Source organism: Psychrobacter sp. DAB_AL43B (genome assembly GCF_900168255.1).
In the GTDB taxonomy this organism is placed as follows: domain Bacteria; phylum Pseudomonadota; class Gammaproteobacteria; order Pseudomonadales; family Moraxellaceae; genus Psychrobacter.
The window spans coordinates 3,237,247-3,261,274 of sequence record NZ_LT799838.1 but is presented as its reverse complement, the minus strand read 5'-3'; the positions used below and the strand labels follow the sequence as shown (position 1 = coordinate 3,261,274).

At 39.0% G+C, this 24,028-nt stretch carries 22 protein-coding genes, 1 tRNA gene and 1 pseudogene; 9 read left to right on the top strand and 15 right to left on the bottom strand.

The annotated features are described in order from the left end of the window. Nucleotides 1-8 precede the first annotated feature (8 nt). From DABAL43B_RS13915 to DABAL43B_RS13900, 4 genes are all read left to right on the top strand, one after another. Nucleotides 9-1,586 (top strand): ABC-F family ATP-binding cassette domain-containing protein, encoded by a 1,578-nt coding sequence (locus DABAL43B_RS13915; RefSeq protein WP_079692936.1) that lies wholly within the window; start codon nucleotides 9-11, stop codon nucleotides 1,584-1,586. Nucleotides 1,587-1,751: 165 nt separating this feature from the next. Continuing rightward, nucleotides 1,752-3,119, top strand: a complete 1,368-nt coding sequence (locus DABAL43B_RS13910) for a hypothetical protein (RefSeq protein WP_079692935.1) — start codon at nucleotides 1,752-1,754, stop codon at nucleotides 3,117-3,119. A gap of 36 nt (nucleotides 3,120-3,155) precedes the next feature. Next, a complete protein-coding gene (locus DABAL43B_RS13905; RefSeq protein ID WP_079692934.1) occupies nucleotides 3,156-3,392 on the top strand; it encodes a hypothetical protein in 237 nt (78 codons plus the stop codon). A 291-nt stretch (nucleotides 3,393-3,683) separates the two neighbouring features. Continuing rightward, nucleotides 3,684-3,908, top strand: coding sequence for a hypothetical protein (locus DABAL43B_RS13900; RefSeq protein WP_079692933.1), 225 nt, complete (start codon nucleotides 3,684-3,686; stop codon nucleotides 3,906-3,908). A gap of 324 nt (nucleotides 3,909-4,232) precedes the next feature. Here DABAL43B_RS13900 and DABAL43B_RS13895 read toward each other — a convergent pair whose 3' ends face one another. The 6 genes from DABAL43B_RS13895 to DABAL43B_RS13870 all read right to left on the bottom strand — a co-directional run bounded on the left by DABAL43B_RS13895 (nucleotide 4,233) and on the right by DABAL43B_RS13870 (nucleotide 10,351). Continuing rightward, the gene (locus DABAL43B_RS13895) at nucleotides 4,233-4,508 is read right to left on the bottom strand and encodes an excalibur calcium-binding domain-containing protein (RefSeq protein ID WP_197684662.1); all 276 of its coding nucleotides are present in this window, start codon (nucleotides 4,506-4,508) and stop codon (nucleotides 4,233-4,235) included. A 164-nt stretch (nucleotides 4,509-4,672) separates the two neighbouring features. Beyond that, on the bottom strand, nucleotides 4,673-5,554 hold the full coding sequence (locus DABAL43B_RS13890) for a hypothetical protein (RefSeq protein ID WP_079692932.1): 882 nt from the start codon (nucleotides 5,552-5,554) through the stop codon (nucleotides 4,673-4,675). Continuing rightward, a complete protein-coding gene (locus DABAL43B_RS13885) occupies nucleotides 5,505-6,665 on the bottom strand; it encodes a TniQ family protein (RefSeq protein ID WP_079692931.1) in 1,161 nt (386 codons plus the stop codon). The genes DABAL43B_RS13890 and DABAL43B_RS13885 overlap by 50 nt, the downstream gene beginning before the upstream one ends. Continuing rightward, the gene (locus DABAL43B_RS13880; protein WP_079692930.1) at nucleotides 6,665-7,564 is read right to left on the bottom strand and encodes a TniB family NTP-binding protein; all 900 of its coding nucleotides are present in this window, start codon (nucleotides 7,562-7,564) and stop codon (nucleotides 6,665-6,667) included. The genes DABAL43B_RS13885 and DABAL43B_RS13880 overlap by 1 nt, the downstream gene beginning before the upstream one ends. Beyond that, on the bottom strand, nucleotides 7,564-9,714 hold the full coding sequence (locus DABAL43B_RS13875) for a Mu transposase C-terminal domain-containing protein (RefSeq protein ID WP_079692929.1): 2,151 nt from the start codon (nucleotides 9,712-9,714) through the stop codon (nucleotides 7,564-7,566). The genes DABAL43B_RS13880 and DABAL43B_RS13875 overlap by 1 nt, the downstream gene beginning before the upstream one ends. After that, a complete protein-coding gene (locus tag DABAL43B_RS13870; RefSeq protein ID WP_197684661.1) occupies nucleotides 9,707-10,351 on the bottom strand; it encodes a TnsA endonuclease N-terminal domain-containing protein in 645 nt (214 codons plus the stop codon). Before DABAL43B_RS13870 ends, DABAL43B_RS13875 begins: the two co-directional genes overlap by 8 nt. 140 nt (nucleotides 10,352-10,491) lie before the next feature. Between DABAL43B_RS13870 and DABAL43B_RS13865 the strand changes: the two are divergent. Then, a pseudogene (locus tag DABAL43B_RS13865) lies at nucleotides 10,492-10,935 on the top strand (ATP-binding protein); the annotation flags it as partial. Nucleotides 10,936-11,126: 191 nt separating this feature from the next. Here DABAL43B_RS13865 and ilvD read toward each other — a convergent pair. The 3 genes from ilvD to DABAL43B_RS13850 form a co-directional block, all read right to left on the bottom strand. Further along, a complete protein-coding gene (ilvD, locus tag DABAL43B_RS13860; RefSeq protein ID WP_264753857.1) occupies nucleotides 11,127-12,806 on the bottom strand; it encodes a dihydroxy-acid dehydratase in 1,680 nt (559 codons plus the stop codon). 126 nt (nucleotides 12,807-12,932) lie between these two features. Beyond that, on the bottom strand, nucleotides 12,933-13,610 hold the full coding sequence (locus tag DABAL43B_RS13855) for a phosphoglycolate phosphatase (RefSeq protein ID WP_079692926.1): 678 nt from the start codon (nucleotides 13,608-13,610) through the stop codon (nucleotides 12,933-12,935). Between the two features lie 129 nt (nucleotides 13,611-13,739). Then, the gene (locus DABAL43B_RS13850) at nucleotides 13,740-14,240 is read right to left on the bottom strand and encodes a DUF4385 domain-containing protein (protein WP_079692925.1); all 501 of its coding nucleotides are present in this window, start codon (nucleotides 14,238-14,240) and stop codon (nucleotides 13,740-13,742) included. 229 nt (nucleotides 14,241-14,469) lie between these two features. Here DABAL43B_RS13850 and DABAL43B_RS13845 point away from each other — a divergent pair, with 229 nt between their 5' ends. Continuing rightward, nucleotides 14,470-14,778, top strand: coding sequence for a hypothetical protein (locus tag DABAL43B_RS13845; RefSeq protein ID WP_079692924.1), 309 nt, complete (start codon nucleotides 14,470-14,472; stop codon nucleotides 14,776-14,778). A 94-nt stretch (nucleotides 14,779-14,872) separates the two neighbouring features. Here DABAL43B_RS13845 and DABAL43B_RS13840 read toward each other — a convergent pair. Beyond that, a tRNA-Phe gene (locus DABAL43B_RS13840) sits at nucleotides 14,873-14,948 on the bottom strand. 123 nt (nucleotides 14,949-15,071) lie between these two features. Beyond that, entirely contained in the window at nucleotides 15,072-15,494 is a 423-nt protein-coding gene (locus DABAL43B_RS13835) for a hypothetical protein (protein WP_079692923.1), read from the bottom strand. A 366-nt stretch (nucleotides 15,495-15,860) separates the two neighbouring features. Between DABAL43B_RS13835 and hisB the strand changes: the two genes are divergently transcribed. From hisB to DABAL43B_RS13820, 3 genes are all read left to right on the top strand, one after another. Then, complete coding sequence (hisB, locus tag DABAL43B_RS13830) at nucleotides 15,861-16,514, top strand: imidazoleglycerol-phosphate dehydratase HisB (RefSeq protein ID WP_079692922.1); 654 nt, start codon at nucleotides 15,861-15,863, stop codon at nucleotides 16,512-16,514. After that, the gene (hisH, locus tag DABAL43B_RS13825; protein ID WP_079692921.1) at nucleotides 16,515-17,159 is read left to right on the top strand and encodes an imidazole glycerol phosphate synthase subunit HisH; all 645 of its coding nucleotides are present in this window, start codon (nucleotides 16,515-16,517) and stop codon (nucleotides 17,157-17,159) included. It begins immediately after the preceding gene. Between the two features lie 119 nt (nucleotides 17,160-17,278). Next, nucleotides 17,279-17,671 (top strand): hypothetical protein, encoded by a 393-nt coding sequence (locus DABAL43B_RS13820; RefSeq protein ID WP_079692920.1) that lies wholly within the window; start codon nucleotides 17,279-17,281, stop codon nucleotides 17,669-17,671. Nucleotides 17,672-17,717: 46 nt separating this feature from the next. Here the strand turns inward: DABAL43B_RS13820 and DABAL43B_RS13815 are convergent, their stop codons facing one another. The 4 genes from DABAL43B_RS13815 to DABAL43B_RS13800 form a co-directional block, all read right to left on the bottom strand. Continuing rightward, nucleotides 17,718-19,049, bottom strand: coding sequence for a valine--pyruvate transaminase (locus DABAL43B_RS13815; RefSeq protein WP_079692919.1), 1,332 nt, complete (start codon nucleotides 19,047-19,049; stop codon nucleotides 17,718-17,720). A gap of 315 nt (nucleotides 19,050-19,364) precedes the next feature. Further along, nucleotides 19,365-20,375 carry a hypothetical protein gene (locus tag DABAL43B_RS13810; RefSeq protein WP_079692918.1) on the bottom strand — a complete coding sequence of 337 codons (1,011 nt, stop codon included), beginning with the start codon at nucleotides 20,373-20,375 and terminating at the stop codon, nucleotides 19,365-19,367. A 26-nt stretch (nucleotides 20,376-20,401) separates the two neighbouring features. Next, nucleotides 20,402-20,620, bottom strand: a complete 219-nt coding sequence (locus DABAL43B_RS13805) for a hypothetical protein (RefSeq protein WP_079692917.1) — start codon at nucleotides 20,618-20,620, stop codon at nucleotides 20,402-20,404. A 771-nt stretch (nucleotides 20,621-21,391) separates the two neighbouring features. Then, the gene (locus DABAL43B_RS13800; protein ID WP_079692916.1) at nucleotides 21,392-24,025 is read right to left on the bottom strand and encodes an ABC transporter permease; all 2,634 of its coding nucleotides are present in this window, start codon (nucleotides 24,023-24,025) and stop codon (nucleotides 21,392-21,394) included. Nucleotides 24,026-24,028 lie beyond the last annotated feature (3 nt).

Genomic DNA, 24,028 nt, shown 5'->3' with positions numbered 1-24,028 from the left:
GAGGGTTTATGCAAAACCTAATAGAAGCAAGACAGTTAAGTTTAGTTTTTCCTGAATCATCATTGCCTTTATTTTCAGAAATTGATATTTTTTTGACTAATGAGTTACATGCGTTAATTGGCAGAAACGGAGTAGGAAAATCCTGTTTAGCAGCAATACTAGCAGATAGGTTGCAGCCTAGTGAGGGTGTTGTACAACGCTTTTGCAAAATAGGCTACTTGGCTCAGGGAGAAACTGAAATAGTAGGAACCGCAGGTGATGTTTTAGGTGTTAGTGAGATACAACGAGTAAGCTCACGTATTCTCAATGGTGAAGGTACACCGGAAGATTTTAGTTTTATGGACGGTAAGTGGAACTGGGAAGCTGAAACAGACGCCTTATTGGCAGAAGGTGAGCTATCACTAGATGTTCTTAAGCGTCCATTTAAGTCACTTAGCGGTGGTGAGCAGACACGTTTAAAACTGTTAGCATTAAAAAGGCAAGGATGTAAGTTTTTAATACTTGATGAGCCTAGCAACCATTTAGATCAGGATGGTCGCGTGTGGTTAGCTCAATGGCTAGAGAGTTTTAATGGCGGTGTTTTATTAGTGTCACATGATCCCATTTTATTAGAACAAGTACAGATCGTTTATGAATTAACGAGTATGGGGATTTCAATAAGTCGTGGTGGTTGGCATGATTGGCTAGAGAGTCAAGAACAGCTACTTTTAGGTGCGCAAAGAAGTGCTGATCAGGCAAAAAAAGAACTACAGCAAGCCAAGCGAGAACAGCAGGCTGCTCAAGAGAAGACCGAACAGCGCCAAAGTCGCGGTAAAAATAAACGTAAAGATAGCAATCAAAGTAAAATTATTCTAGACCGTGAGTTAGGGCGCTCAGAGGCTACTCAATCACGTAAAGCGAAGCTACACGATGATCGAATACAAAATGCTAGCGGACAAGCAGCTAGTGCTAAGGCTCAATTAGAGATTATAGAACCGCTTGCCATCGTAACGGCTACTCCCGAAGTTACCAGTAATCCACTGCTGCATCTATCTGATGTTGTCTTACCTTTTGGCATGGCAACTCCATTGAGTTTGATCGTGAATAAGGGCGAACGCATTGCCATTACTGGTAAGAATGGTAGTGGCAAATCCACTTTACTAAAAGTAATATCAGGTCAGCTTGAAGCGTTGCGAGGTGAAATAGCAGTTACTCAGTCCTATCGCCTTATGGATCAGCATTTTTCTTTTCTCGATAAAGATCTGTCCGCATTAGATAATTTTCGTCAGCAAGCGTCTGGTTGGACAGAAGATTTATATCGAACTCGATTGGCGCAACTGAGAATTAAGGGAGATGCTGCAATCAAGCCAGTCAATACATTAAGCGGTGGCGAACAATTAAAAGTAGCCCTTGCATGCTTGTTTTGTGGTCCTACTGCTCCAGCCTTACTGCTACTAGATGAACCTGACAACCATTTAGATATAGAATCAAAAAACTTGCTCCAGCAAGCATTACACGACTATACAGGTGCAATTATCTTGGTATCTCATGATCAGAGTTTTATAGAAGCTATAGGTGATATGGATAATCTAACATTAAAAAAATAGTTTTGAGATATAAATATTAATAGGGAAAAGTGTATGCTTAGTATATTAAGCCATTGATTGATATAGATTTAATGCCGTATATATAGATTATAAAACAGATAAATGAAGCAAATCAGGTTTTGTTTGTATTTTGAGTATTTGAGCTTTTAAACCAAAGAGAATTATATGACAGCAGTTGTAGCGATCTTAAATAAGACAGGTATGGCATTAGCCGCAGATAGTGCTGCGACAATTACTAATGGTGATAAATCAACTAGCAAGGTTTTTAATACAGCTAACAAAGTCTTCACTTTATCAAAACACCATCCAGTTGCGATCATGATCTTTAACAATGCAGAGTTTCTTTATACGCCTTGGGAGCTAATCATCAAGTTGTATAGAAAAAGTTTAAAGAAAAGATCATTCAGAACTGTTAAAGAGTACAGCGATGATTTCAGGAAATTTCTTATAAAAAATGAATTATTGAACTTTAGAAAAAAAGAAAAAGCTTTTCTTACAACGAAGTTACAGATCATAGTCAATAAAATTATAAATGATGTAGGAAACCAACTATTAGATCAGGGTGATTATGACACTTTGTTAGTATTACAAGATTTAGATTCGTATGAAGATATACCATCTGAGAAAATCGACAGCGTGAAAAAAGTAGCAGCTATACTAGAAAGTATAGTTGATCAAGATATCTTAATTTTCAATGCCTTAGATAAGATAGAAGGTCTAGATGAGGTGGATCTAAAAAGTTTTAAGCAGAGTAATGAGGATTTTATCTATGAAATTATTGATGATGTATTTATAAATAGTACTCCATTACTACTACATTCAGATAATATTGAAGGATTAAGAGCAAAAATTGCTGATTTGTTCATTAGTATTTTATCATCTAATTGCTTTTTGTTAGGCTTTACAGGATTAGTTTTTGTAGGCTACGGTAATGAACAATTATATCCAGCTCTATATTCTATCCAGACGGATGGAGTGGTCAGTGGGAACCTTCGTTACAGTGTTACTGGTGATATCTCAATTAGTGATGAACATCACTGCGACCTTGTTCCGTTTGCACAGACTGATGTAATGAATACTTTTATTCGAGGCATGAACCCTGAGGTGTATAATGTTGTCAATGATTCATTATATAAGTCACTATCGAGTACTTTAGATACTTATAACGATACAATTATTGCGAATACAGAGGGAGAAGTTGATGAGGGGCTTCTAGAAACTTTAAAGCAAGAGTTTAAAGAAAGTATTATGGTATCGATGCAAAATAATATAGAATCTGTTCTACATAACTCCCATATACAACCAACTTTACAAGCTTTAAGATTTCTATCTAAGGAAGATTTAGCGGAACTTGCAGAGAGTTTGATCTATCTAACATTTCTGAAAAGACGAACTACGTCCTCATTGGAAAGTGTTGGTGGTGCGATTGATGTAGCAATTATTAGTAAAGGCGATGGCTTTATTTGGAAAAAGCGAAAACATTATTTTGAAGATAAGCTCAATCAACATTTCTTTCAAAATTACTTTGATTAGTGAGTTGCTGCAATTATTCCAATAAGGAGATATACCATGTTAAACAAAACTGAATTTCCATTTGCGTTTGATAGTAACACTTACAACACGGTAAGAAAGAATAAAGATGTATTTCTTCTTGGAAAAGATAAATTAACTGAAGAAGAGATGTACAGTGATATTTATAAAAATCGTGAGCGTATTTCAGACCATATAGCTAGTAAAGCATCAGCTAGATTTAAACAAAGTTTAATAAATAAAGGACTCCTCAGCGAAGAGAAAGTTGAGGCTTAAAAGTTTGCAAATAATCAGTGACAATGTAAAAACCAGAAACTAGAGTTTCTGGTTTTTTTTAGTAAAGAGATAGTGGTAAGTAGGCTGATCAGAATCGTAGAGTGTTCAACGGGTTGACTGCAAGTATTTTAATTTGAACACAACGCTTCACAAGGGATACAGTCTTTATCACTATCAATGGCGGTATTACTGTGAGAGAGTAATAAGGATTTATACTAAGTATTAAAGTATCATACTGAAAAGTATTTTATTTTTTTAGAAAAGTAAGACACATTAACCAGAGGAAAAATTATGTCTACAGAGTATATATTGGAAGTTTACGAATCAGACGACAGACGCGCCAATAATAAGTATATTAGTTCTACGCCATTTGGTGCGTTTTCGGTAGGGGATACTGTCAAAACCGAAACACAAGGTACGGCCCGTATCACTAGCATAGGTCACATGGTTTCGCAGCTCCCAAAAAGTGAAAGAATTACTCATATAACTATGCTCTACACCTCTATTCGTGAGTGAGCAAGTATGAAACTTTATTTTTACGCCCTCTTTATGAGTCTGTAAAATCAAAGAGTTGCGAGTAATTCAGTATGAAATTTTATTACTTGCATACAATTACCACAGCTAAGCTGCCGATTGGCCTCCATATATGATGACATTCGACTACAAGTTTTTTTAATGAAACGGCGTTATCACTGTCATTTTCATTACTATCGCTATTGTTAGAGCCTGAGCTACTTCCAACGATGCTAGAAGAATCAGGAAGAAGTTCGTCATAACCCCCACTTCACACTAAGGAAATAGTGATAGTTATACATAAACCTTTAATAAATAAGTTCATATTTAACCGCCCGGACAGATAGATTCACAAGGTACGCCATCTTTATCACGGTCTAATCTGGTATTACCGCATTTGAGCGCTTGCTTGGCTTGTTCACAACTAACCATCTGACCACAAACACGCGGTAAACCTTTACATTGCGATCCACCAGCACCCTTAGCAAATAGAGGATGATTAACCTCAGCGGCATTATAAAATGGATTATCAGTAGTAGTAACAGTGCCATTTGACGACATTGCAAAGAAAGATATTACTGTTGCTAAGATTAATCTTTTCATAAATAAGCCCTTTCATAAGAATTTCTAGCGGAGGCGAGTTGTCTTCTACAATAGAAACTCTATATTTGTTCAATAAAAACACATATTATATATGTAAACTTTAGTATTGAACGTTGAATAAGTGCTTTTATGCAATCTCTCATATTCAAGTTATTGAAAGTTAACTAAAATTTAGGTAATGCAAATTTTTTATTATCGTATTGAACTAGCATTAGATTCTCATACTCATCACATGGCTTGATATCTATATCTGATAGGGTTTTTATACTGATGAAAAATCTATGGAAATACCTAATACCATAATTGATCCATTGGATCTTTTCCTTATCGTTTAACGGATCGGTTAGCATGGCTAGCGCTATAAATCGCCTTTCAAATTTTTGCCGATCCTTATCTCCAACTATTTTATAAGCTGGTCTAACTGGTATTTGCTTAGACACCCGTTTACAAATGAGATTAAATTGACGATTAGTGTTTAAGTATTGAACAAAACAAACCATAGCTGATATTTGACCCTTATTCATGGTCAAATATCTATCTATTTGAGCTTGTGAAGGCGTTTGTGAGCCGTGTAAACCATAGTAGTAGTATAAACTGATCATAGGTTGAAAAACCGTTCTAACAGAGCTTGGCTTGCTCTGACGACGCTTCTGTCTTTTATTCAAGAAACACAAGTATTCTTGCAATATACTTGGAGGATCGTCATCAAAGGCTACGAACATCTCTTGGATAGCCGCTTGTGAAATAATAATTTGTTCTGTTGTATTATCGACACAGATTTGATGGGTTTTTAAAAGCCATCCAAGTACAGGCATGTTTTTTTGGACAAAATGATCATCAAAGGTGTAAGTTATAATCTCATAAGAAGGTATCTTGCCCCATTGTAGATCACACTCTTTGAAAAACTCAAGAAACCTGTATGCAGGAGCAACGAAGTTTCTTTTGCCCGTCCGACTACGAAGGAATTCACTAAAATCAGCATAGCTTTGATAGATATTATGACTTAGTAGCTCTTCTGGCTCTCTTGTTGGGTTTTGCTTTATCATATATTTTCAACTTCTCAATTCGTAACTGCATCCTTTCCCAAGAAGTATTGACTGCCCTTGCTGATTTAGGTTTAGCGGATACCCTACTTCCTTTAATTTGACGCTTTACGACTGAGGGAAGCTCTTTGTAGATAGGTAAAAAGGCTTGCGGTATGATGGGTCGCTTACCCAACCGGAAGCTATTTTGCGTTAAATTGTTTTTCCTACAAGCTAATAGCCAGTCATCAAATGTAATTTTGAGCATCTGGTTGGCGTAGGCAATAAGCATTACTCTTTCCCCATGGGATAAGTAATCAAATTTCAGTCCCGTTCTAGTTTTGCTTAGCTCAAAACCGTCAATGCCTACATCAAGGGTTTCTACTAAGTTTTTATAAATTAAATCTTTTTTCAAAGTACTTTTTCTTATTAGGTTGATGAAAAATAATATAAGCTCAAACCAGTCACCAGAGGCTATTGAATGCCCAAAAACTACTGCTTGATTAGCGCTCAATACTTGTTCAGCCTTTAATTGAAACTCATAAGCATCTGCACATAAAACTTGATTTGCTTTTTCAGCGCTTAGCTTTTCTCGGCAATGAGGACATCTATTGATAAATCGATGATTAGCTTTAATCAGATGTGGTTGATACGGCAGTCCACAGCTAGAACACGAATTTTGTAGTGGTTTTAAGTGCTGTTCACAGTAAACAATCCAACTAAATCGCCACTTTAATCTCAAATATGCGTTTTTGTCCTCTTGCATACATTGAGCGCAATATTGATGGCCTACCATCGTTTTAGAATGAAACTTGGGAATAGGTAACACCCAAGTAAGGCTAATATTTGATCGATACTCTAATCCAATATCTTCATTGAACTGTATCAAGCTTCTATTATCAAAAAAATCAAGATTAGTCTGAGCAAGTACAGCCATATCTTGATGTATCTGCTTATTAATATGATTAAAGCCTTTATCAAAATCATGATGACGCAAATTGTATTTAGACCAGTGATAAAAAAGAATGGTAGAAAGGTCGCAGCCTTGATTTAAGGATACCCGTAGTAACCATGAGTTTATGCTTTCATCATCTAAAAGAGGCGTAGCAACGGGTAATGGTTTTACGCTAACCATCACCTGAGTCCTTCGGTTGGGCGAACATCTTTGTTTTTAGTTAGAATCTCTTCAGTAATTTGTTCTGTACCGCTAAGGATGGCATCTTTGGCACAAACTGATAGAAGCCTGTGAATGTTGCCTAAATTTCCTTTTGAAACAGCATGAATAAGAGCAGCAGTTTTGGGTTGATGCAATTCTGATGGATTCTTAAGCGGAAAAACACTTTCGAGTCGAAAAAGTAGTTCTTGAAATTTTTTATTTAATTTCCAAAGAGGGACTTCTACAATATCGAATCGACTAGCGTGCTGAGGATCAGTGTGTAGTACACGTTTCGCATCCTGCGTTCCAATACCGACAATCGGTATCTGTAATTCATTGCATAATGTCTTCAAAGCATTCATTACCTGACGTTGCTGTCTTGGTGTACCTGTAAGTAATGAATGAAGCTCATCAACCATGATCATTTTGACTTGATACTCGCGGCATAAATGAAGTACTTGATAGAGCAATGAAGATGCTGAATCTTTCGTTCTATAGGGCATATGAAGTGCCTCTAGAATAGACATATAGAGGTCTTTTTCATTAGTGCTTGAAGGAGCATTTGCAAAAATGACAGGCTTGATTAAAATGCCATTCTCTTCGACTGGTATACCATGCTTTCTGAAAAAACGATGAGCAATACTGGTTTTGCCATTATTTGAATCACCGACTATTAAAAGGTTAGGCATTCTTAGTCTTTTTGGGAACCTCAAAAGCCCGTTTAGCTCTAAAATTATATTGTCTGCTACATCATAATTGACCCAGCGAGCTTCGTTAATAAAATCTAATCGATCGTCATCAGAATATTCTACAAGATGACGGAAATCTTTATATACATGAAGGTAAGACGCTTTGTTATCAGTGATAATTTCATTCATTATTCAATATCTCCAAAATCAAAATCAGTCGTATCTAGAAGTAGTCCATTTTTTGCAATAACACTCTTTTCAGGTTTTTTAGAAACCTGTGTTGATGGCTGCAAATTTGTTTGGATATTATCACTGTTAGTCGGCTCTAGATTATTAGCAGTAGCGGCATTGTTCCTTTTACTTGCCATCATTGTTTTGGCTACGATAGTTTGACTTTTAGCATGTGTTTTTTGAAGTTGCGCTTGTCTACGAGCAGACTTTGTTTTTTTAGAAGAATCTTCGATTAAGTCTCGCATCTCGGTCAAAGCTTCATAGATTTGATGTTCATTTATATACTCATTTCCTTTATCAGCAATTTGCTTCCGAATTTTTTTGTATTCCCATAGACTCATACTTGGTAGCTGCTGGTTAGCAAAGGGGACGGTGAAATACTGATGTAAACTTGGATCGTAGAACCAAATTTTACTAATGTCCCTTGGATCACGTCTAAATAAAAAGTGTTTTTTACTCCCATCTTTATTTTTGGCGTTAATAAAAATATTTAAGCAGGGATCGTAATAGCGTAAGGAGTCGATAGTCACGCCAAAATGCTGGATGGTTCGCTCAAAACTTGGCATGAAGTCTAATAGTAAGGTTTTTGAGTCCTCTGGCAACGATGGTAAACCTGTACCAATGTTATCGCCATCACCATGAATACCTAGATACCACTGTTCCGTAGGACTTCGCCCTAAAGTACTATGGATTCGCTTGTGATAAACCTTGGTTATAAAGGTAAGAAGCCAAACCTCAAACTCATCTAAAGTAAGTGTCGCTTCTTTTTCAGAGTCATAGTTGTCTTTTTCCTTAATATTAGAAAATGTTGTACCATTGATGCCATGAACCTCTTTCATAAACGTGCCAATGAGACGTTCAATATGTCCACCAAACTGAGGCCTTGCTACTGGTCTAAATTCAAGGTTAATTCCATGAACCTCGCACGAACGAGCCAAAGTGTTTGATCGAAAATCAGCGCCATTATCAACGTGTATTTTTTGCGGATAGCCATACACTTGCCATTCTGTATGATCAATACCATGCTCAAGTAAAAGACTCTCTTTTTGTAAGATACTTCTTGCAACACACATTGCAACTGAGGTTGCTGACGGTGGATCTAACGACAAATAATATCCCGTAATCATTCGACTGTAGACATCAATAGCTAATGTTAAATATGGTCTACCAATGGATTTTCGATGCTCGTTATCAACTAATATCAAATCAACAGGTGTATGGTCTATTTGAATCACACTTAATGGGTAATCTGCGTTAGGAAAGGAATGTGGTGTAGGCTTGAATTTTTTTCTAGCTTGCTCTATTTGACCGCGCTTTTTAAGCTGTTCATACTCTGAAATTTGATCAATACGTAATTTGATGGCTTTTTTACTTGGTTTATCGATTTTCTCCATGGAACAAAGACGAAAAACTTCACGATAAGTCTGCTCTAAACTGGCTCTTTGCTTGGTCAAATAAAATGCTTTTATAGCTCTTTGAATAACATCGTCCTGAGCTTTAGTTAGACGTGATCCACCTTCCTTCCAACCTCGTTTTTTCTCTACCAGTCCTGCAATAGAGCCAACAGCCTGATACTGCTTAATCCAGCGATATAATGAACGAATTGAGACATTGATCTCCTTTGAGCGTTCCATAATTAATTTTCGATGGTTATAGCTATGCTCAGTATTGATAATAGGTTTGATTGCCTCAAACTTAGACTGTGCTTTTTGCCACTCTTCATCGCCAATAGCACTAATATCGACATTGATATGATCATTATTCTGATCTTTAATATTTGACAAACTTTGTATGTTAACAATACTGGTTTTACCCGTTTCAACACTACGAACTACGACCTCTGTACTCTCGTTTAAGTACTCGACTAGCTCATAGTGTTTATTATCAGACTTATTTAGATAGGTTTTCCCCTTACGCAAATCAATACGTCCACGCCTGATCTCAAACCTATCTAAACCCTCATCATCATGGTCAATCATGAAACCATACCCTTTCGTTGTTGGTGTTGACTCATTTATTGTATCTACATCGATACCTAGTTTTTGAAAATTATCTAAATGTTTTTCGAAGATAGATGAGTTAGTTTCTGCAATTCTACTATTATTCATAATCCACCCATACCTCTGTTAAGTCATTAATTTCAAGGAATAAATTAAATTTTAATCGTTTAGTAGCAAGTAAATGATAAATTACTCGTAATCCGTGATTGCGCAAGAAAGAGCCTATGTAAAAACGTGTTAATAGGTAATCTATAGTAGTTGTACCCATAAGCCTAACCTGCTCTAAAACCGCTTCCTTATCCTCTTCTTCGATTGCAGAGTTCTTAAACTTCATTAAGAGATTAATATTGTCTAAAGCTGTATTCTTAATACGACTCTCATCATAAATATGAAATACATAACCATTGTCTTTACAATAGCGCTGCATCGTCTTCCACTTATCCGACCAGTCTCTCCAGTTCGCTTGCCATAGATCATATGGTTTAACCTCAATAATCATATTTGGCTTACCATCGTCTTCTACGAATTTGATAAAAAAGTCAGGAGTGTACTTATAAGTAATGCCATTCTTGACGAAAGGTATAGTAATTGGTTGAGCAACTATATCCTCCACATCTTCTCGAAAGGCATGGACTATAATTAAATCGCGCTCTAAAGTTGATTCATAAGGTAATGATTTACCTTTATATGGAATTCTTCCTGATACGCTCATTCTAGTCGGTTTTATTTTGCGCATTTGTCTCATAATAATTTGTCGCTTATTTAGCATTTATTAAATTTTATGACAGCTATTTGGTATATCTTTGCCATTTAATTGGTAAGTATTGGAATAGAAAAGAGGTGATATTGAAGGATATTGTGCCAGTAATTTGGGATTATTACACATGTGGTTATGATGGCGATGGCTCAGGACGTTGTCGCTGCCGACCTGAACAGATTAAACGCTATCAAGATAAGCTATCAGGACCGCTACTCGATCGGATTGATTTGCATATTACTGTGCCAGCATTGCCGATTGGCGATCTACAAAACGCTCAAGCCGGCGAAACCTCTGAGCAGGTGCGTAGTCGAGTATCCGCGGCACATAATCGCCAATTAATACGACAGAAAAAAGTCAATAATGAGCTTAGTCCTAGTGAGATTGATAAGTACATTCAGCTAGGTGAGGGTGAGCAGCAATTATTGCAGCTCGCGCAGCAGCGACTGAATTTATCCGCTCGTGGCTATCATCGAGTATTACGCGTCGCGCGGACGATTGCTGATCTCGCTGACAGTGCCGATATCACCAGTGCTCATGTATCTGAGGCACTAAGTTATCGTAGTAAGTGATTTATTATTAAGTCAAAAAAGCCTAGTGAGACTTTCTAGCTTATTTAAATCAATATATTTAGCTGAAGGGTGCTTTGAAGGAAGCGCAGTGGATATGAATTATTAATACTATGAGAGAGATTTTATGCAGGAAATTCAACAGAAGAAAAACACCTTAGGCATTCCTTTGCCCAAGGTGTTTTTGATAGCGATTAAAACTTATCGGTAATGGCACCTTCCGAGGCACTGCCAACCGTTTTAGCGTATTTAGCCAGCACACCGCGCTTTATGTTTGGCTCTGGTGCTTTCCATGCACTCAAACGCTTCTCAATTTCTTCTTGGCTGATGTTTAAGTTTATTTCATTGTTGTCGGCATCAATGGTAATGGTGTCGCCGTTTTCAATAATAGCAATCGGCCCGCCAACCATGGCTTCAGGCGTGATGTGTCCTACGACAAAGCCATGACTACCACCAGAGAAGCGACCATCGGTAATTAACGCAACATCATTGCCCAAGCCGCGACCCATAATGGCCGAGGTTGGTGACAGCATTTCACGCATACCCGGGCCACCTTTCGGGCCTTCGTAACGAATAATAACCACATCACCTGCGACTACTGTACTGTCAAGAATAGCGCTCATTGAATCTTCTTCTGAGTCAAATACACGTGCTGTGCCAGTAAACATAGTACCTTCTTGGCCACTGATTTTTGCCACCGAACCAGTTGGTGCAATGTTGCCACGTAATATGCGCAAGTGGCTGTCGGCTTTAATTGGCTTGTCGAACGGCATGATAATGTCTTGGCCGGCTGGGTAGTCTTCTACGTCAGCAAGGTTTTCAGCTATTGTTTTACCATTAACCGTTAAGCAATCGCCGTGTAGTAAACCCTGTGCCAGTAAACGCTTCATTAGTGGCGCAATACCACCAATCTTAATGAGCTCTGACATTAAGTATTTACCTGATGGGCGTAAGTCGGCCAGTACCGGCACACGCTTACCTATTTCGGTAAAGTCATCAATGTTTAGCGCTACGTCAATCGCATCGGCCATGGCCAGTAAATGTAGTACAGCGTTGGTAGAGCCACCTAAAGCAATAACCATGGTAATAGCGTTTTCAAAAGCTTTGCGCGTCATAATATCGCTAGGCTTAATGTCGTTATCAATGAGCCACTGAATCGCTTGACCTGCTTGTCGGCAGTCTTCACGTTTTTCAGGAGAGATAGCTTCTTGAGCAGAGCTGCCGGGTAAGCTCATGCCTAACGCTTCAATCGCTGATGCCATGGTGTTAGCGGTATACATACCACCACAAGAACCAGGGCCAGGGATAGCTGTTCTTTCAATTTCTAATACTTCTTCTTCGGTCATATCGCCACGGGCATTGGCACCGACGGCTTCGAATACAGAAACGATGTCAGTATGATTTTTACCCGGCTGAATGGTACCGCCATAAATAAACAGGGAAGGACGGTTTAAGCGTGCCATGGCCATAATACAACCAGGCATATTTTTATCGCAGCCACCAATAGCAATGATAGCGTCGTGACCTTGGCAGCCTGATACGGTTTCAATGGAGTCAGCAATTACTTCACGCGATACCAATGAGTATTTCATGCCTTGGTAACCGTTAGCGATACCGTCAGAGATGGTAATGGTGTTGAAAATAATGGGCTTGGCATAGGCAAGATAAACGCCTTTCGCCACTTCTTCAGCTAAGCCGTTAATGTGGATATTACAAGGCGTCACTTGGCTCCAAGTAGAGGCAATCCCCACTTGCGGGCGCTTAAAATCTTCATCAGTAAAACCGACTGCACGCAGCATAGAACGCGCTGGTGCTTTTTGAATGCCATCGACCAAAATAGAAGAGTACTTTCTATTGGTATTGTCTTTTTTAATCATGCTCTTGCTCCAATAGTGTGACCGCTTCTTGGCTTGTTTAAGCTTAAATAAAGGCCAGTCACAGTTTGCAACGATATAGGGTATAAGATAGTTTTCTTGTTTTTTAACTATTCTAAATACGCCCTAATCTTTTAAAATATATTCAACCAATGCCGCAAAACTATCAAACGCTTCAGTAGGATTGAGCTCACGAATATCTTGCCCATAGTTGTAGCCATAAGACAATCCAAGTGTATCCATATTGGCATTTTGTCCGGCTAAGATATCGTTTCTTGAATCACCAATCATGACCGCTTGCGCTGGAGTTACACCTAGAGCCTCACAGACATGTAGTAATGGGGTAGGATCTGGTTTTTTGACCGGCAAGCTATCACCGCCCAGTACTTCGCTAAACAAGTCTTGCCAGCCAAAGAATTGTAATATTTTGGGTACAAAACGAATGGGTTTATTGGTGACTAATGCTAGTGTATAGCCCGCTGCCTTTAGCTTTTTTAGTCCGCTATCCACATCTGGGTAGGCGACGGTTTTGCTACCACTAAGATTCTTATAAGCATCAAAAAAAACTTGTTCGGCATGATCAGTTTCTTCTTGGGTTAACTCACCTTCTACAACCTCAATTTTACCGACCAAGGCGCGTTCGACCAGCATTCTTGAGCCATTACCCACCCAGTTACGTATGGTATCGATAGGATAAGGTTGTTTACCAAGCGTGGTCAGCATCGCATTAGTCGCATCAGCCAAATCTGGTACGCTATCAATGAGTGTCCCATCGAAATCAAAAATCAAAAGCTGCTTATTCATTATTCCTCGCGATTTAGAATTATTCATTCTATTTTTAAGTTATTAGTTTTTAAAAGTACTGTTTAAAGTCTTTGTTACCATAACATAGGTAAGCCATAGCACTCACTTTTACTGCTATTTTAGTATCTACTATTCAACGTCTTGATAACGCTGACGGTGTTCAGCTTTCATTTTTAAATAAACTTCATTCTCGCGGCATGAATCCCATTTTTGTTTAAAGAGTCGCGCCGATTCGGCTTTGATAGGATCTTCGGTTTGCCGTGGTAGCTCTGCGCGACCATGCGCTCCGCTTTGGCCTTTTTTATCATCAGGAACCGCTCCTTTGTATTTTTTACCGCCTTTATGATTGGCATAACGGCGGGCGCGGGTATAGCCCATTTGGATAAATTTGCGTGCCATATCCGCACCGACAAAGTCATCAGCTGACAGATACTCTAAAAACATCTGATAAATAAACTCGCTGCTTTCAGTCGCAATATCAGGCGTCGCAAAGCGCCAGTGCGGCAGAATTTCGGATTTATAAGGCTCTACTAGTAACACACCTTGTTCACCGCGACCGACACGATACAGCTCAGGATGCGCACGTAAGTCCAAATTTTTATAATCTAAATCATAATCAAACTCTCTCATAGTTCTTACTCTTAACCTATCACTGTTTATCGCTTTTAGTATACTTAGCGGGCAGGCACATAAAACAGCACAAAAGTGTTATGAATGAGTGACAGTAGTTGTTTAAGATATTGTAAAAACCGCCATGCAAGATTAACAGGTGCTACAAAATGGACTTTAGGAAAATTAAACGGGATAAGTCACAATGAATAGATTTACTACGGACGAGCTAATGTCGTCTAGGACAGGAATGCTAATATTATTAGGATTGACGATAGCTTTTCTAAGTATTAATAGCGCTCATAGTGCTTGGTTTGAGCGATCATTGTTAAGTGATAGTACGGTCAAAGATAATATTTACACAGTCAAAGACGTCGACCGTGATGAGATGTTTGTCATTGATGATTTTATCTATGATGCGCGTCAATCTTGTTATTTATCAGTAGGTGATCAAGTAGTATTCTCTGAAGGTCGATATGGTATTGATTATCGCGCAACTATTTACGATTTAAATTATCGTGAGCCTTGTGAGCTGTTATTAAGAGACCCCGTGTCATAAAAATAACTTTATTAAAAATAAATATTTAAAGCCTAAAGACATAAAAAAAGCCCCAAACATAAATGTTTGGGGCTTTTTAGAATTCTATAACGAATGGTGGCTCGAGGCAGGTTCGAACTGCCGACACACGGATTTTCAATCCGTTGCTCTACCGACTGAGCTATCGAGCCGTCTTCGTTGAGGCGCTATTAAACTAAATATAGGCGTTCCTGTCAAGTTATTTCTGCATTATCTGCAATAAAAGACCAAAAATAATTGATAGATCATTAAAATAAGCCTTTTTTATCCTAAAACTAATCTTTAACTCGTAGTAGCTCGTACTCGCTCATAATACGATGAATATCTGCATCGACAGGAACAAACTGGCGTACGCCTTTTTTCACTTCGGCATCATAAACCAGTTTAATAAATTTGGCATCAATCGCACGACCGCGGTTTTGTTTATGTACCGTTAAATATTGCAGGCGCTTAGCATCGGTTTGCCCATCGTCAAAGCAGGCAACCGCGGCGATAGGCTTATCATTGAACATACCAACATATAGGTACTGCCCACGTTTAAACCCTTGCTCAATAAGTGCCAATACTTCAGCGCCATCAGGTTGGCTATCATCTGTGTCATATAATGATTGCAAGCGCTCGGCCAATTCATTTTCACGCGCAGGCTTTTTCATCAAAGGAGTTTGCAAGTCGTTAATGGCAATCGCTTCTAAAGGCATAGTGGCTTCCTATTTTTTTTCATTTGATAGTTAGTTATCTGGTGCGGCATGACTTAATATAATGAGCATAACGGTTATTGGGCAATGATTGATAATATTAAAGTCACTATTTTAGCAGAATGGTGCAAATTTGCCTGTAGATTACTGCGTGGCCGTGGCAGTAAATCTTAGGGTTTGCTATGATAAGGATAGATAATGCATAGTCTGTCCTTATTATAATATTTTGCGATAGGATAGAATGAACTATAAGCAATTTATACTTATTAAAATTTTATGCTTCTATTTTATGGTTCTCAAATTGAGAACACGCTGGGCTTATTAATAGCCCTATTTTATTGTTTGCTTTTATATTTATAGAGAGTAGCCATGACAGCCAATTCTACTGAACAATCTCAAGACCAAAACTCTGCTAAAAATCTTTACGGTCATGCCGCACGTACAGCGACTGTAACGCGCAATACCGCTGAGACCCAAGTCACTTGTACGGTCAATCTTGATGGTACTGGCCAAGGTACTGTAGATACGGGCGTGCCATTTTTAGATCATATGATTGATCAAATTAAGCGTCATGGTCTATTTGACTTAGATATCAAATGTACGGGCGATACCTTTATTGATGATCACCATAGTGTTGAAGATACCGGTATCACGCTGGGACAAGCCTTTGCTAAAGCCTTGGGTGATAAGAAAGGCATTCGTCGTTATGGGCATTTTTATGCGCCACTAGATGAAGCGTTAACGCGTGCGGTGGTTGATTTATCTGGTCGTCCAGGATTACATATGGAGATTCCATTCACGCGCTCGCACGTTGGTACCTTTGATGTGGATTTGTTTAGTGAATTCTTCTACGGTTTTGTCAATCATTCGTGGATGACAGTGCATTTAGATAATTTAAAAGGTAAAAATAGCCATCACCAAATCGAATCTACCTTTAAAGCCTTTGCCCGTGCACTGCGTATGGCGTGCGAATATGATGAGCGCGCGTTGAACACCTTGCCATCGACCAAAGAGGCGTTTTAGATGAGTCGTGCCACAAAAATTGCACTATTAGATTATGGCATGGGTAATTTGCACTCTGCCAGCAAGGCACTATCAGCGGTCGGCGCAGAAGTGTCGATCACCAATGATCCTAAAGTGGTCGCTGCTGCCGATAAGATTTTCTTTCCCGGTGTCGGTGCCATGCGTGATTGTATCGCTGGCATGCACGAGGCAGGTATTGATGAGGTCATACGTCATGCCATATTTAATAAGCCTGTCATGGCCATCTGTGTGGGTATGCAGGCGTTATTTGAGCAGTCCGCTGAGAATGGTGGTACAAAATGCTTGGGTATCTTAGATGGCAGCGTAGAAGCGTTTGATCCGACATGGACAGATGAGCAGGGCGCGACTATTAAAGTGCCGCATATGGGCTGGAATACCATTAACGGTATGGATTTTGAGCATCCATTGTGGAACGGCATCGAAGATAACTCGCACTTTTATTTTGTGCACAGTTATTACTGTAAGCCAGCAGATAACTCGCAAGTGGCGGCTGTTTGTGATTATGGTCAGCCGTTTTGTGCCAGTGTTATTAAAGACAATCTGTTTGCGACTCAGTTTCATCCTGAAAAGAGCCATACCGCAGGCTTGCAACTGTTAAAGAATTTTGTGGATTGGGATATTTAAAGAAGCATGAATTAAATATTTGATTGAGCAGTAAGGTAGGTTAGCAAATATATAACCTGCCTTTTTTATTCTCAATTTATACTCAGTTATTTTCTACCTCTTATACGCGGAATAAAATCGTGGATTTTTATCTATTCAAAAACGGTGTCGTCGATGCTACAGGCTTAGACAAAGATGCCTTACATATTTATGTGGGCATCAGCGTTTATCTATTAAGTTTAATCCTGCTGCGTCCAATTTTCAAAAAATATAGTATCAGAGCGTTTATCGCTTTAATTATGGTCACGGCTATCGCTGTATTGGGTGAGTATTTGGACAATCGGCATACTATTACAGATTTAGGCCTCTCAGGCTTAACGGGTGCAGAAATAAAGGCCAGTATCCATGATATTATCAATACGAGCCTGCTCTCTTACGTCATTTATGGATTTACCGTATGCACAAGGACTTTTCAGTCGATCAATACAGTCAAACCCATGATTAAACGACAGAAAAAAACGGACTATTCATAAGTCCGTTTTTTTATTTCTATGATTAACTATTTGTATATTAAAAGGCTTAGTCGTTTTGACTCTTAGCCTCATCATAAAGCTCGCGCACCACTTCACCAATCACTCGAATACCATCAATCAGCGTTTGCTCATCAGCGGCAATGCTCATACGAATACATTCATGCGCATGCTGGTAATTGCTCACATCGACACCAGGGAAAAAGTGTTTACTTGGCACAATAAGCGTGCCTTTTTCTTTTAGACGCTCATATAACTCAACGGTCGTAATCGGCAAGTCTTTAAACCATAACCATAAGAAAATCGCGCCTTCAGGCTTATGAATCGCTAGGGGATAATCGCCCAACGCTTCTTTTAATAAGCGTACGGCGGTATTCGCTTGCTGCTGATAAAACGGCTTAATCTCATTATCAGATAGCTGCTTAATTCGGTCGTTTTTGACTAGTGGCGTGGCAATCGCAGCGCCGAAACGCGTCGGTGCGAGATTCACCACCGCATTCATCGCACTAACAGCGGCAATGACTTTGGGAGCTGCAACGATAATACCGGTACGCATACCGGGTAAGCCAATTTTAGATAGGCTGAAACAAAGGATAGTATTGTCATCCCAAGTAAGATGCGCATCAGAATAAATGATGTTAGGAAAGGGCATACCGTAAGCATTGTCAATAATCAACGGTATGTCATAGCGCTTGGCAATCTCAGCTAAATGCGCCATTTCATCATCAGTCAAGACGTTGCCAGTCGGATTGGTCGGACGTGAGCAACAGATAGCGCCAATGCGACCTTCTTTTAGCGCGGGCAAGTTTTCTAACGCTTCAAAGTCGACACGATATTTAAAAAAGCCTTCTTCGCCATTATGAGTGACTTCATCGATATGCGGTAGTACAGCTGCAAAATGTTGACCCTCAACATGGACGTCACTATAGCCGATATATTCAGGGGTTAACGGCAGTAGAATTGATTTATCGATAGGTTCGTTATTTTCATCAACGAAAGCGCCGCCAAAAAGGTTGAATAGATAGAAAAAGGCATTCTGCGAGCCATTGGTTAGGGCAATATTTTCTGCCGTCAAATTCCAATCATAATGACGGTTAAAGAAGCCAACCAAGGCATCGATAAATGCGGCATCACCTTGCGGATTAGAGTAATTCGCCATGCTGATAATAGCGCTACTATTGGCTTCACCGGTATCGTTATCATTACCAAGTGCTTTATAAGTCTCTAAAAAAAGCTCATTCACCGCCTCAATCTTGGCAGGGTTACCGCCACCTAGCATGTTGATAGGCTGATCGCTTTTTAGCGCATCGCCCAGATCATCCATCAATTGTGAGATGCCAGTGGGCTGGGTAAATTTTTGACCGAACTTTGAGAATTTCATAAGGCTACCATGCTGTTTGGGAGGGTGTTATAAGTGGTTATTTAATCGATAAAGTGGGGCTAGTATAGCAAATGAGGGCTATAAAATAAGCAAAGAGCGGGGTAGATACTGACTTATATGTCTATACAGCTTATGAAGCAAAAAAAACGCCTTCTAAATTGATAGAAGGCGTTTTTCTGGCTTTGGATTTTGTAGCGAAAATCTCAAGAATCGTTAATTTTTTTTATTAAATTTGAGACTAGAAGCACTTTGTTTGAAAAAGCGCAGAGAGCACTCTAAGATTCTAATTTTTTAAAGAACATTTATAATCTATCATTAAGGATTTGAAACTTGGCTATCCAAAGGCACAGATGATTTTGATTCCAATGTATAGCTACTTAAAATCACAGTAATCCAAATACCTAATAAGGCTACTGCTACCGCTAGGAATGACATAAAAATATATGTATCTCTCTGCCTTTTGGCATTAGTGTTATTACTCTCTAAAGTTTCTTCATGTCGTGTTTGAGCGTCACTTTCATTATTAATTTCTTTCAATTGCTGCTCAAGAGCTTGACGTTTAAGTTCAACAAGCTGATTACCATCAAATTTATCCTGAAAAATTTGGTTTAAATGGTACATTAAATCAGGATATATCTCACAAAACTCAATTAATTGAGGCAGCTTATTTCCGTCTTCAATAAACTTCAAATATTCCTGAATCCTATTAGTCCCTCTAGTGAATCTAGTAGTAGCAGCTAGTTCCAAAGCTTCTCTGATCAAAGGTTGTATGCTGTCAAAGTTTTTAAAATGAGGAGTAATTTTGATCGTATCATATCTATTTAATATAGATAAATAACACTTATTTGCATGTATAGCAATTATGTCAAGACAATCATTAATTATGTGTCTTGTAGAAGTAATAGCATCAATAAGAGCTAACTCAAAATCAGTATCATATTTTTTAGTTAGCACTGCGTAGATAATTGAGGTTTCAGCTCTAGCTAAATAACAGAATTCACTATTTATCTTATCATCGACTTCGCCTATAACATTCTGAACTTGTTTATAAGCTTTCATACTATGATTTGTTAAATGGATTAAGAGTGCTAACAGATGATCATATTTTTCATCAATATGTAAATTAGAAGCTTGAACACCCTTCATTAGATCAGAAAGAGGAGGTAATTGACTTGTAGCGCTTTCTAGATAATCTGAACTAGTTTGTAATCTTCTCTGTTGTTCTGCTTCAAAAAGATTAGCATTCTGAGCTTCTGAAAAATCATATTGTTTTTTTAATGCATTTAGTGTTGTACTTTCTAAAGGATCACTGTTGTCTGAACTCACTGCTTAGCTCCGTACTAAGTTAACTTCTAAGCAAATACTTGATTGTACGTTTCTTTGAGCATTGAGTCATGACGTTTTTTAGTAATAACACCGTTCATTCTTCCATGAACATTGCCTCGTGTATTATTAAATTTAGTATTTTTCGACAATACTCCATCCACCGTATCTTGCACCAAATAATCGATGTTACGTTCCAACGCTTTAACATACAGGCGTTCTAATTTCTCATTATTGAGATTTTTCATATTTGATAGTCCTATTCAGAACTTACGGTAAAGTATAATACAAAACAAAAGTCTGTCTTTGTATTGAAATGCACAAAATGGGTCGTATTATACACTATTTGAAATTTTTATATAATAATTTTATAAATGAGTATTTTGATACAGTTTGAAGTAAAGAAAAACTAAGAATATTACTCGGGATTTTTAACAATTTGTGATTTGTATCACGAGTTATATTATGAAAACTAATACTCGTAATACATATTCGAATCACTACTACATCTACTGCATTAAAAAATAAGATATACTTATTTATTGAAACAAAGATTTCAATTCCGATTCAACGTTTGTAGTATGTATATCACATACAATAGAGTATAACAACCATATTCTTTAATGGTAAGTATGCAAAGAGTAAAACTACGCGTTATATGCCAAATTAGATAATATAGGTCAGCGTAAGTTATTGATATTAAAGGTAATTATATATATAAATCGACAAAAAGAAAGATATGTCTATCGGCCAACAGGGTAGAATAAATGCTAGCATTTATTCTACCCTGTTGGCCGATAGACAATACGGAAAAAATTGTTAATTTTTGTAAAAATTAAATTCGAATATCTTTATAAACGCTGCTAGGAATGATTGTTTTGATGGAATAGACGAGTTATAAACGACATGTTTTGAAGTGCATAAGTATGAGAATTAAATTCTTACCCAGACTGGCAAATAACAGCGAACGAAAAACTCCTAGGAAGGGGTTTTTCGTGAAAAGCTGAAATTGAATACGATTAAATCATCGCCCTTACCCTCGCCATGATCCCACGTCCAATTACCAATCGCACATAAATAATAGCGATAGCAAACAGTAGCGCGATTAATAATGCTCCGCCAATACTTAAACTCGCCCACGGCACACTAAAGCGTAGATTAAACCATTGGGTAATAGCAGCCCATGCGCCAACACTGGCGATAATAACAGCGAATGCCGCGGCACTAAGTCCAAGCAACCCAAGCTCTAGTATATTAAGCATATATAAGTCGCGTTTTTGCATACCTAACAGCCTAAACGAAGCGCTTTCTTGCATACGATCTTGCGAGGTGGACAGTAACGAGCTAATCAATACCATGATGCCAGTCAATAGAGCCAGTAGGGTAAAGACATAAACCAAGCGACTCATTTGTGCAACCAACTCTTGGACTTGCTGCGCGATAGCCGTCCCATCAATAGTCGTCACAGCAGGAAACGCTCTGACCAGTTGTCCTTGCAAGTCTGGAATATCATCAGCGGTTACATGGGCAGTGGCAAATTGGATTTGCGGCGCAGCAGAGAGGACAGAGGGCTCAAATAAGAAGTAAAAATAAGGGCTTGGACCTTGCTCATAACGCGAGCGAATACTGGTAATTTGACCGACGATTTCAATACCTTGAATATTAAAGCGAACTTCATCACCCATACCGACATTTAATAAACTGGCAGCGGTGTCTAAAATCGATAAAGGCGCGACGACTTGCCCTGGATTACTACTCTCAGTTTCGATAGGTTCATACAGTTGATTATCGGCTACGGCATCTGTAATAAACTCAGTCTCCATAACGGTATCTGAGTAGCTTAAATTAAAGACACGCGTAGGGTCATCAAAACCCTCGGCAGGCTCGATATCCTGTACAAGTACATCATTTGCGGTCACCACACGGGCACGAATGACAGGATAGTAGTTCACTGGTGCTTCAATGATCTTATTAATCTCATCATGCTGATCGCTTTGAATATCTAACAAAAATAAATTGGGCGCATCTTCAGGATAGGCATTAATAAACTGGGTATTAATACTGTGATTCAGTGTGGTGATTAACGTAAGCACAGCGACGGATAATGATAGCGTGACAAAAAATAGCGCTGATTGATTGCCTTTACGCGCAAGGTTATGAATAGCAATACGTTGCATCCAACTGATATGGCTACTCATAGCTAACTTGGCAAGTAGCCATAACCAAGCACGCGCCAACAGCCAAAATATTGCTACGAAACCGATTAATCCTATTAGCAGCTGAGCGCCTAACTTAAACGAACCTACTTCATAGGCAAAGAACGCATACAGCCCTGTGAGCATTAGCCCATACCATAGTAAAGGGAAGCGTTTATACCAAGGTATATTTTGCGCTTGCGAGCTAGCACCTTGGCTAAGCAAGGTTGCGGGTTTGGTGGTATTAAGCGAACTTAAGCCACGCTGTGCGATAAGCAACGTCAGCACCAAAGCGATAATAATGGTTTTAATGGCACTGATAGGATTGATGGCTAAGCCAACATCTGCTGGCAAGATAGCCACAAGATACGGCTGACCAACTTTAAGCAAGCCAAAACTGACGATAATCGCGGCGATACCAGCAATGACAGTCGTTGCAATCAGCAGCTGATAATAGCTGCGTTTGAGACTGCCAAGTGGCTCACCCAATGCTAAACGAATCGCATTGCTAGATTGCTGCTTGGACACAAACGCGGTGATGACCCCATACATCGCGACCGCCGATAATAACAAGACGGCAATGACCAAGAGTTTTAAAAACATCAACACATTATCAGAGATACGCGAGACAGAGGTGTCTGCTGACTCAGCATCTGAGAGCTCGATATCAGGATAATTGGTTAATATTTGCGTCAGCTTATCACGCTGCTCAGCGATTAATTCGGGCTCGCCGGCCAACTCAATACGATAGTTGATACGGCTACGCTCACCCAATAGATTGGTTGCAGCGAGCGCGTCTTGTTGCATCAGCACTCGTCCACCAAAGCCAAAGGCCGTCAACGGACGGTCAGGCTCTTTGGTCAGCACATCGCTAATCGTAAACTGTCCTTCACCAATGGTAATTTTATCACCAATACTAGCGTTTAGGCTTTTAAGGACTTCTGGGGCGACGACCACATTATCAGGCTTGAGCTGCTGCCATAAAGGCTGACCAGATGCCAGCTCGACATCACCATATAACGGATAAGCAGGCGAGACGGCTTTGACCCGAGCAAGTAAGGTTTGCTCATCAGTCACTACCATCGCATTAAATTGATAGTCATAAACTTTTTGCGTATCAGCGACCGTTGCTACTTGCGTCAACACCTCGCTTGGCCAGTCTTGTTGACTGTTTAAGATCAAATCGCCACCAACCAGCGCACGCTGATTATCGTTAATATAAGTATTAACAGATTGCTGAATCGAATCTAGGGTTAGATAGGTTGCCAGTGACAGCGTTAAAGTCAGTAAAAATAATACCGGATATATCCAGCGCTGCCACCAGCTACGGCTCAATGCTTGCGCGCCCAATCCTTTAAATAAATGGTAGATGATACTGCCAGTATAATCTGACTCTTTTGCCATGCTAGTATCAGTTGTATCTTTTGGTGAATGCTTTTCTGTTTGCTTATTATTCATCAA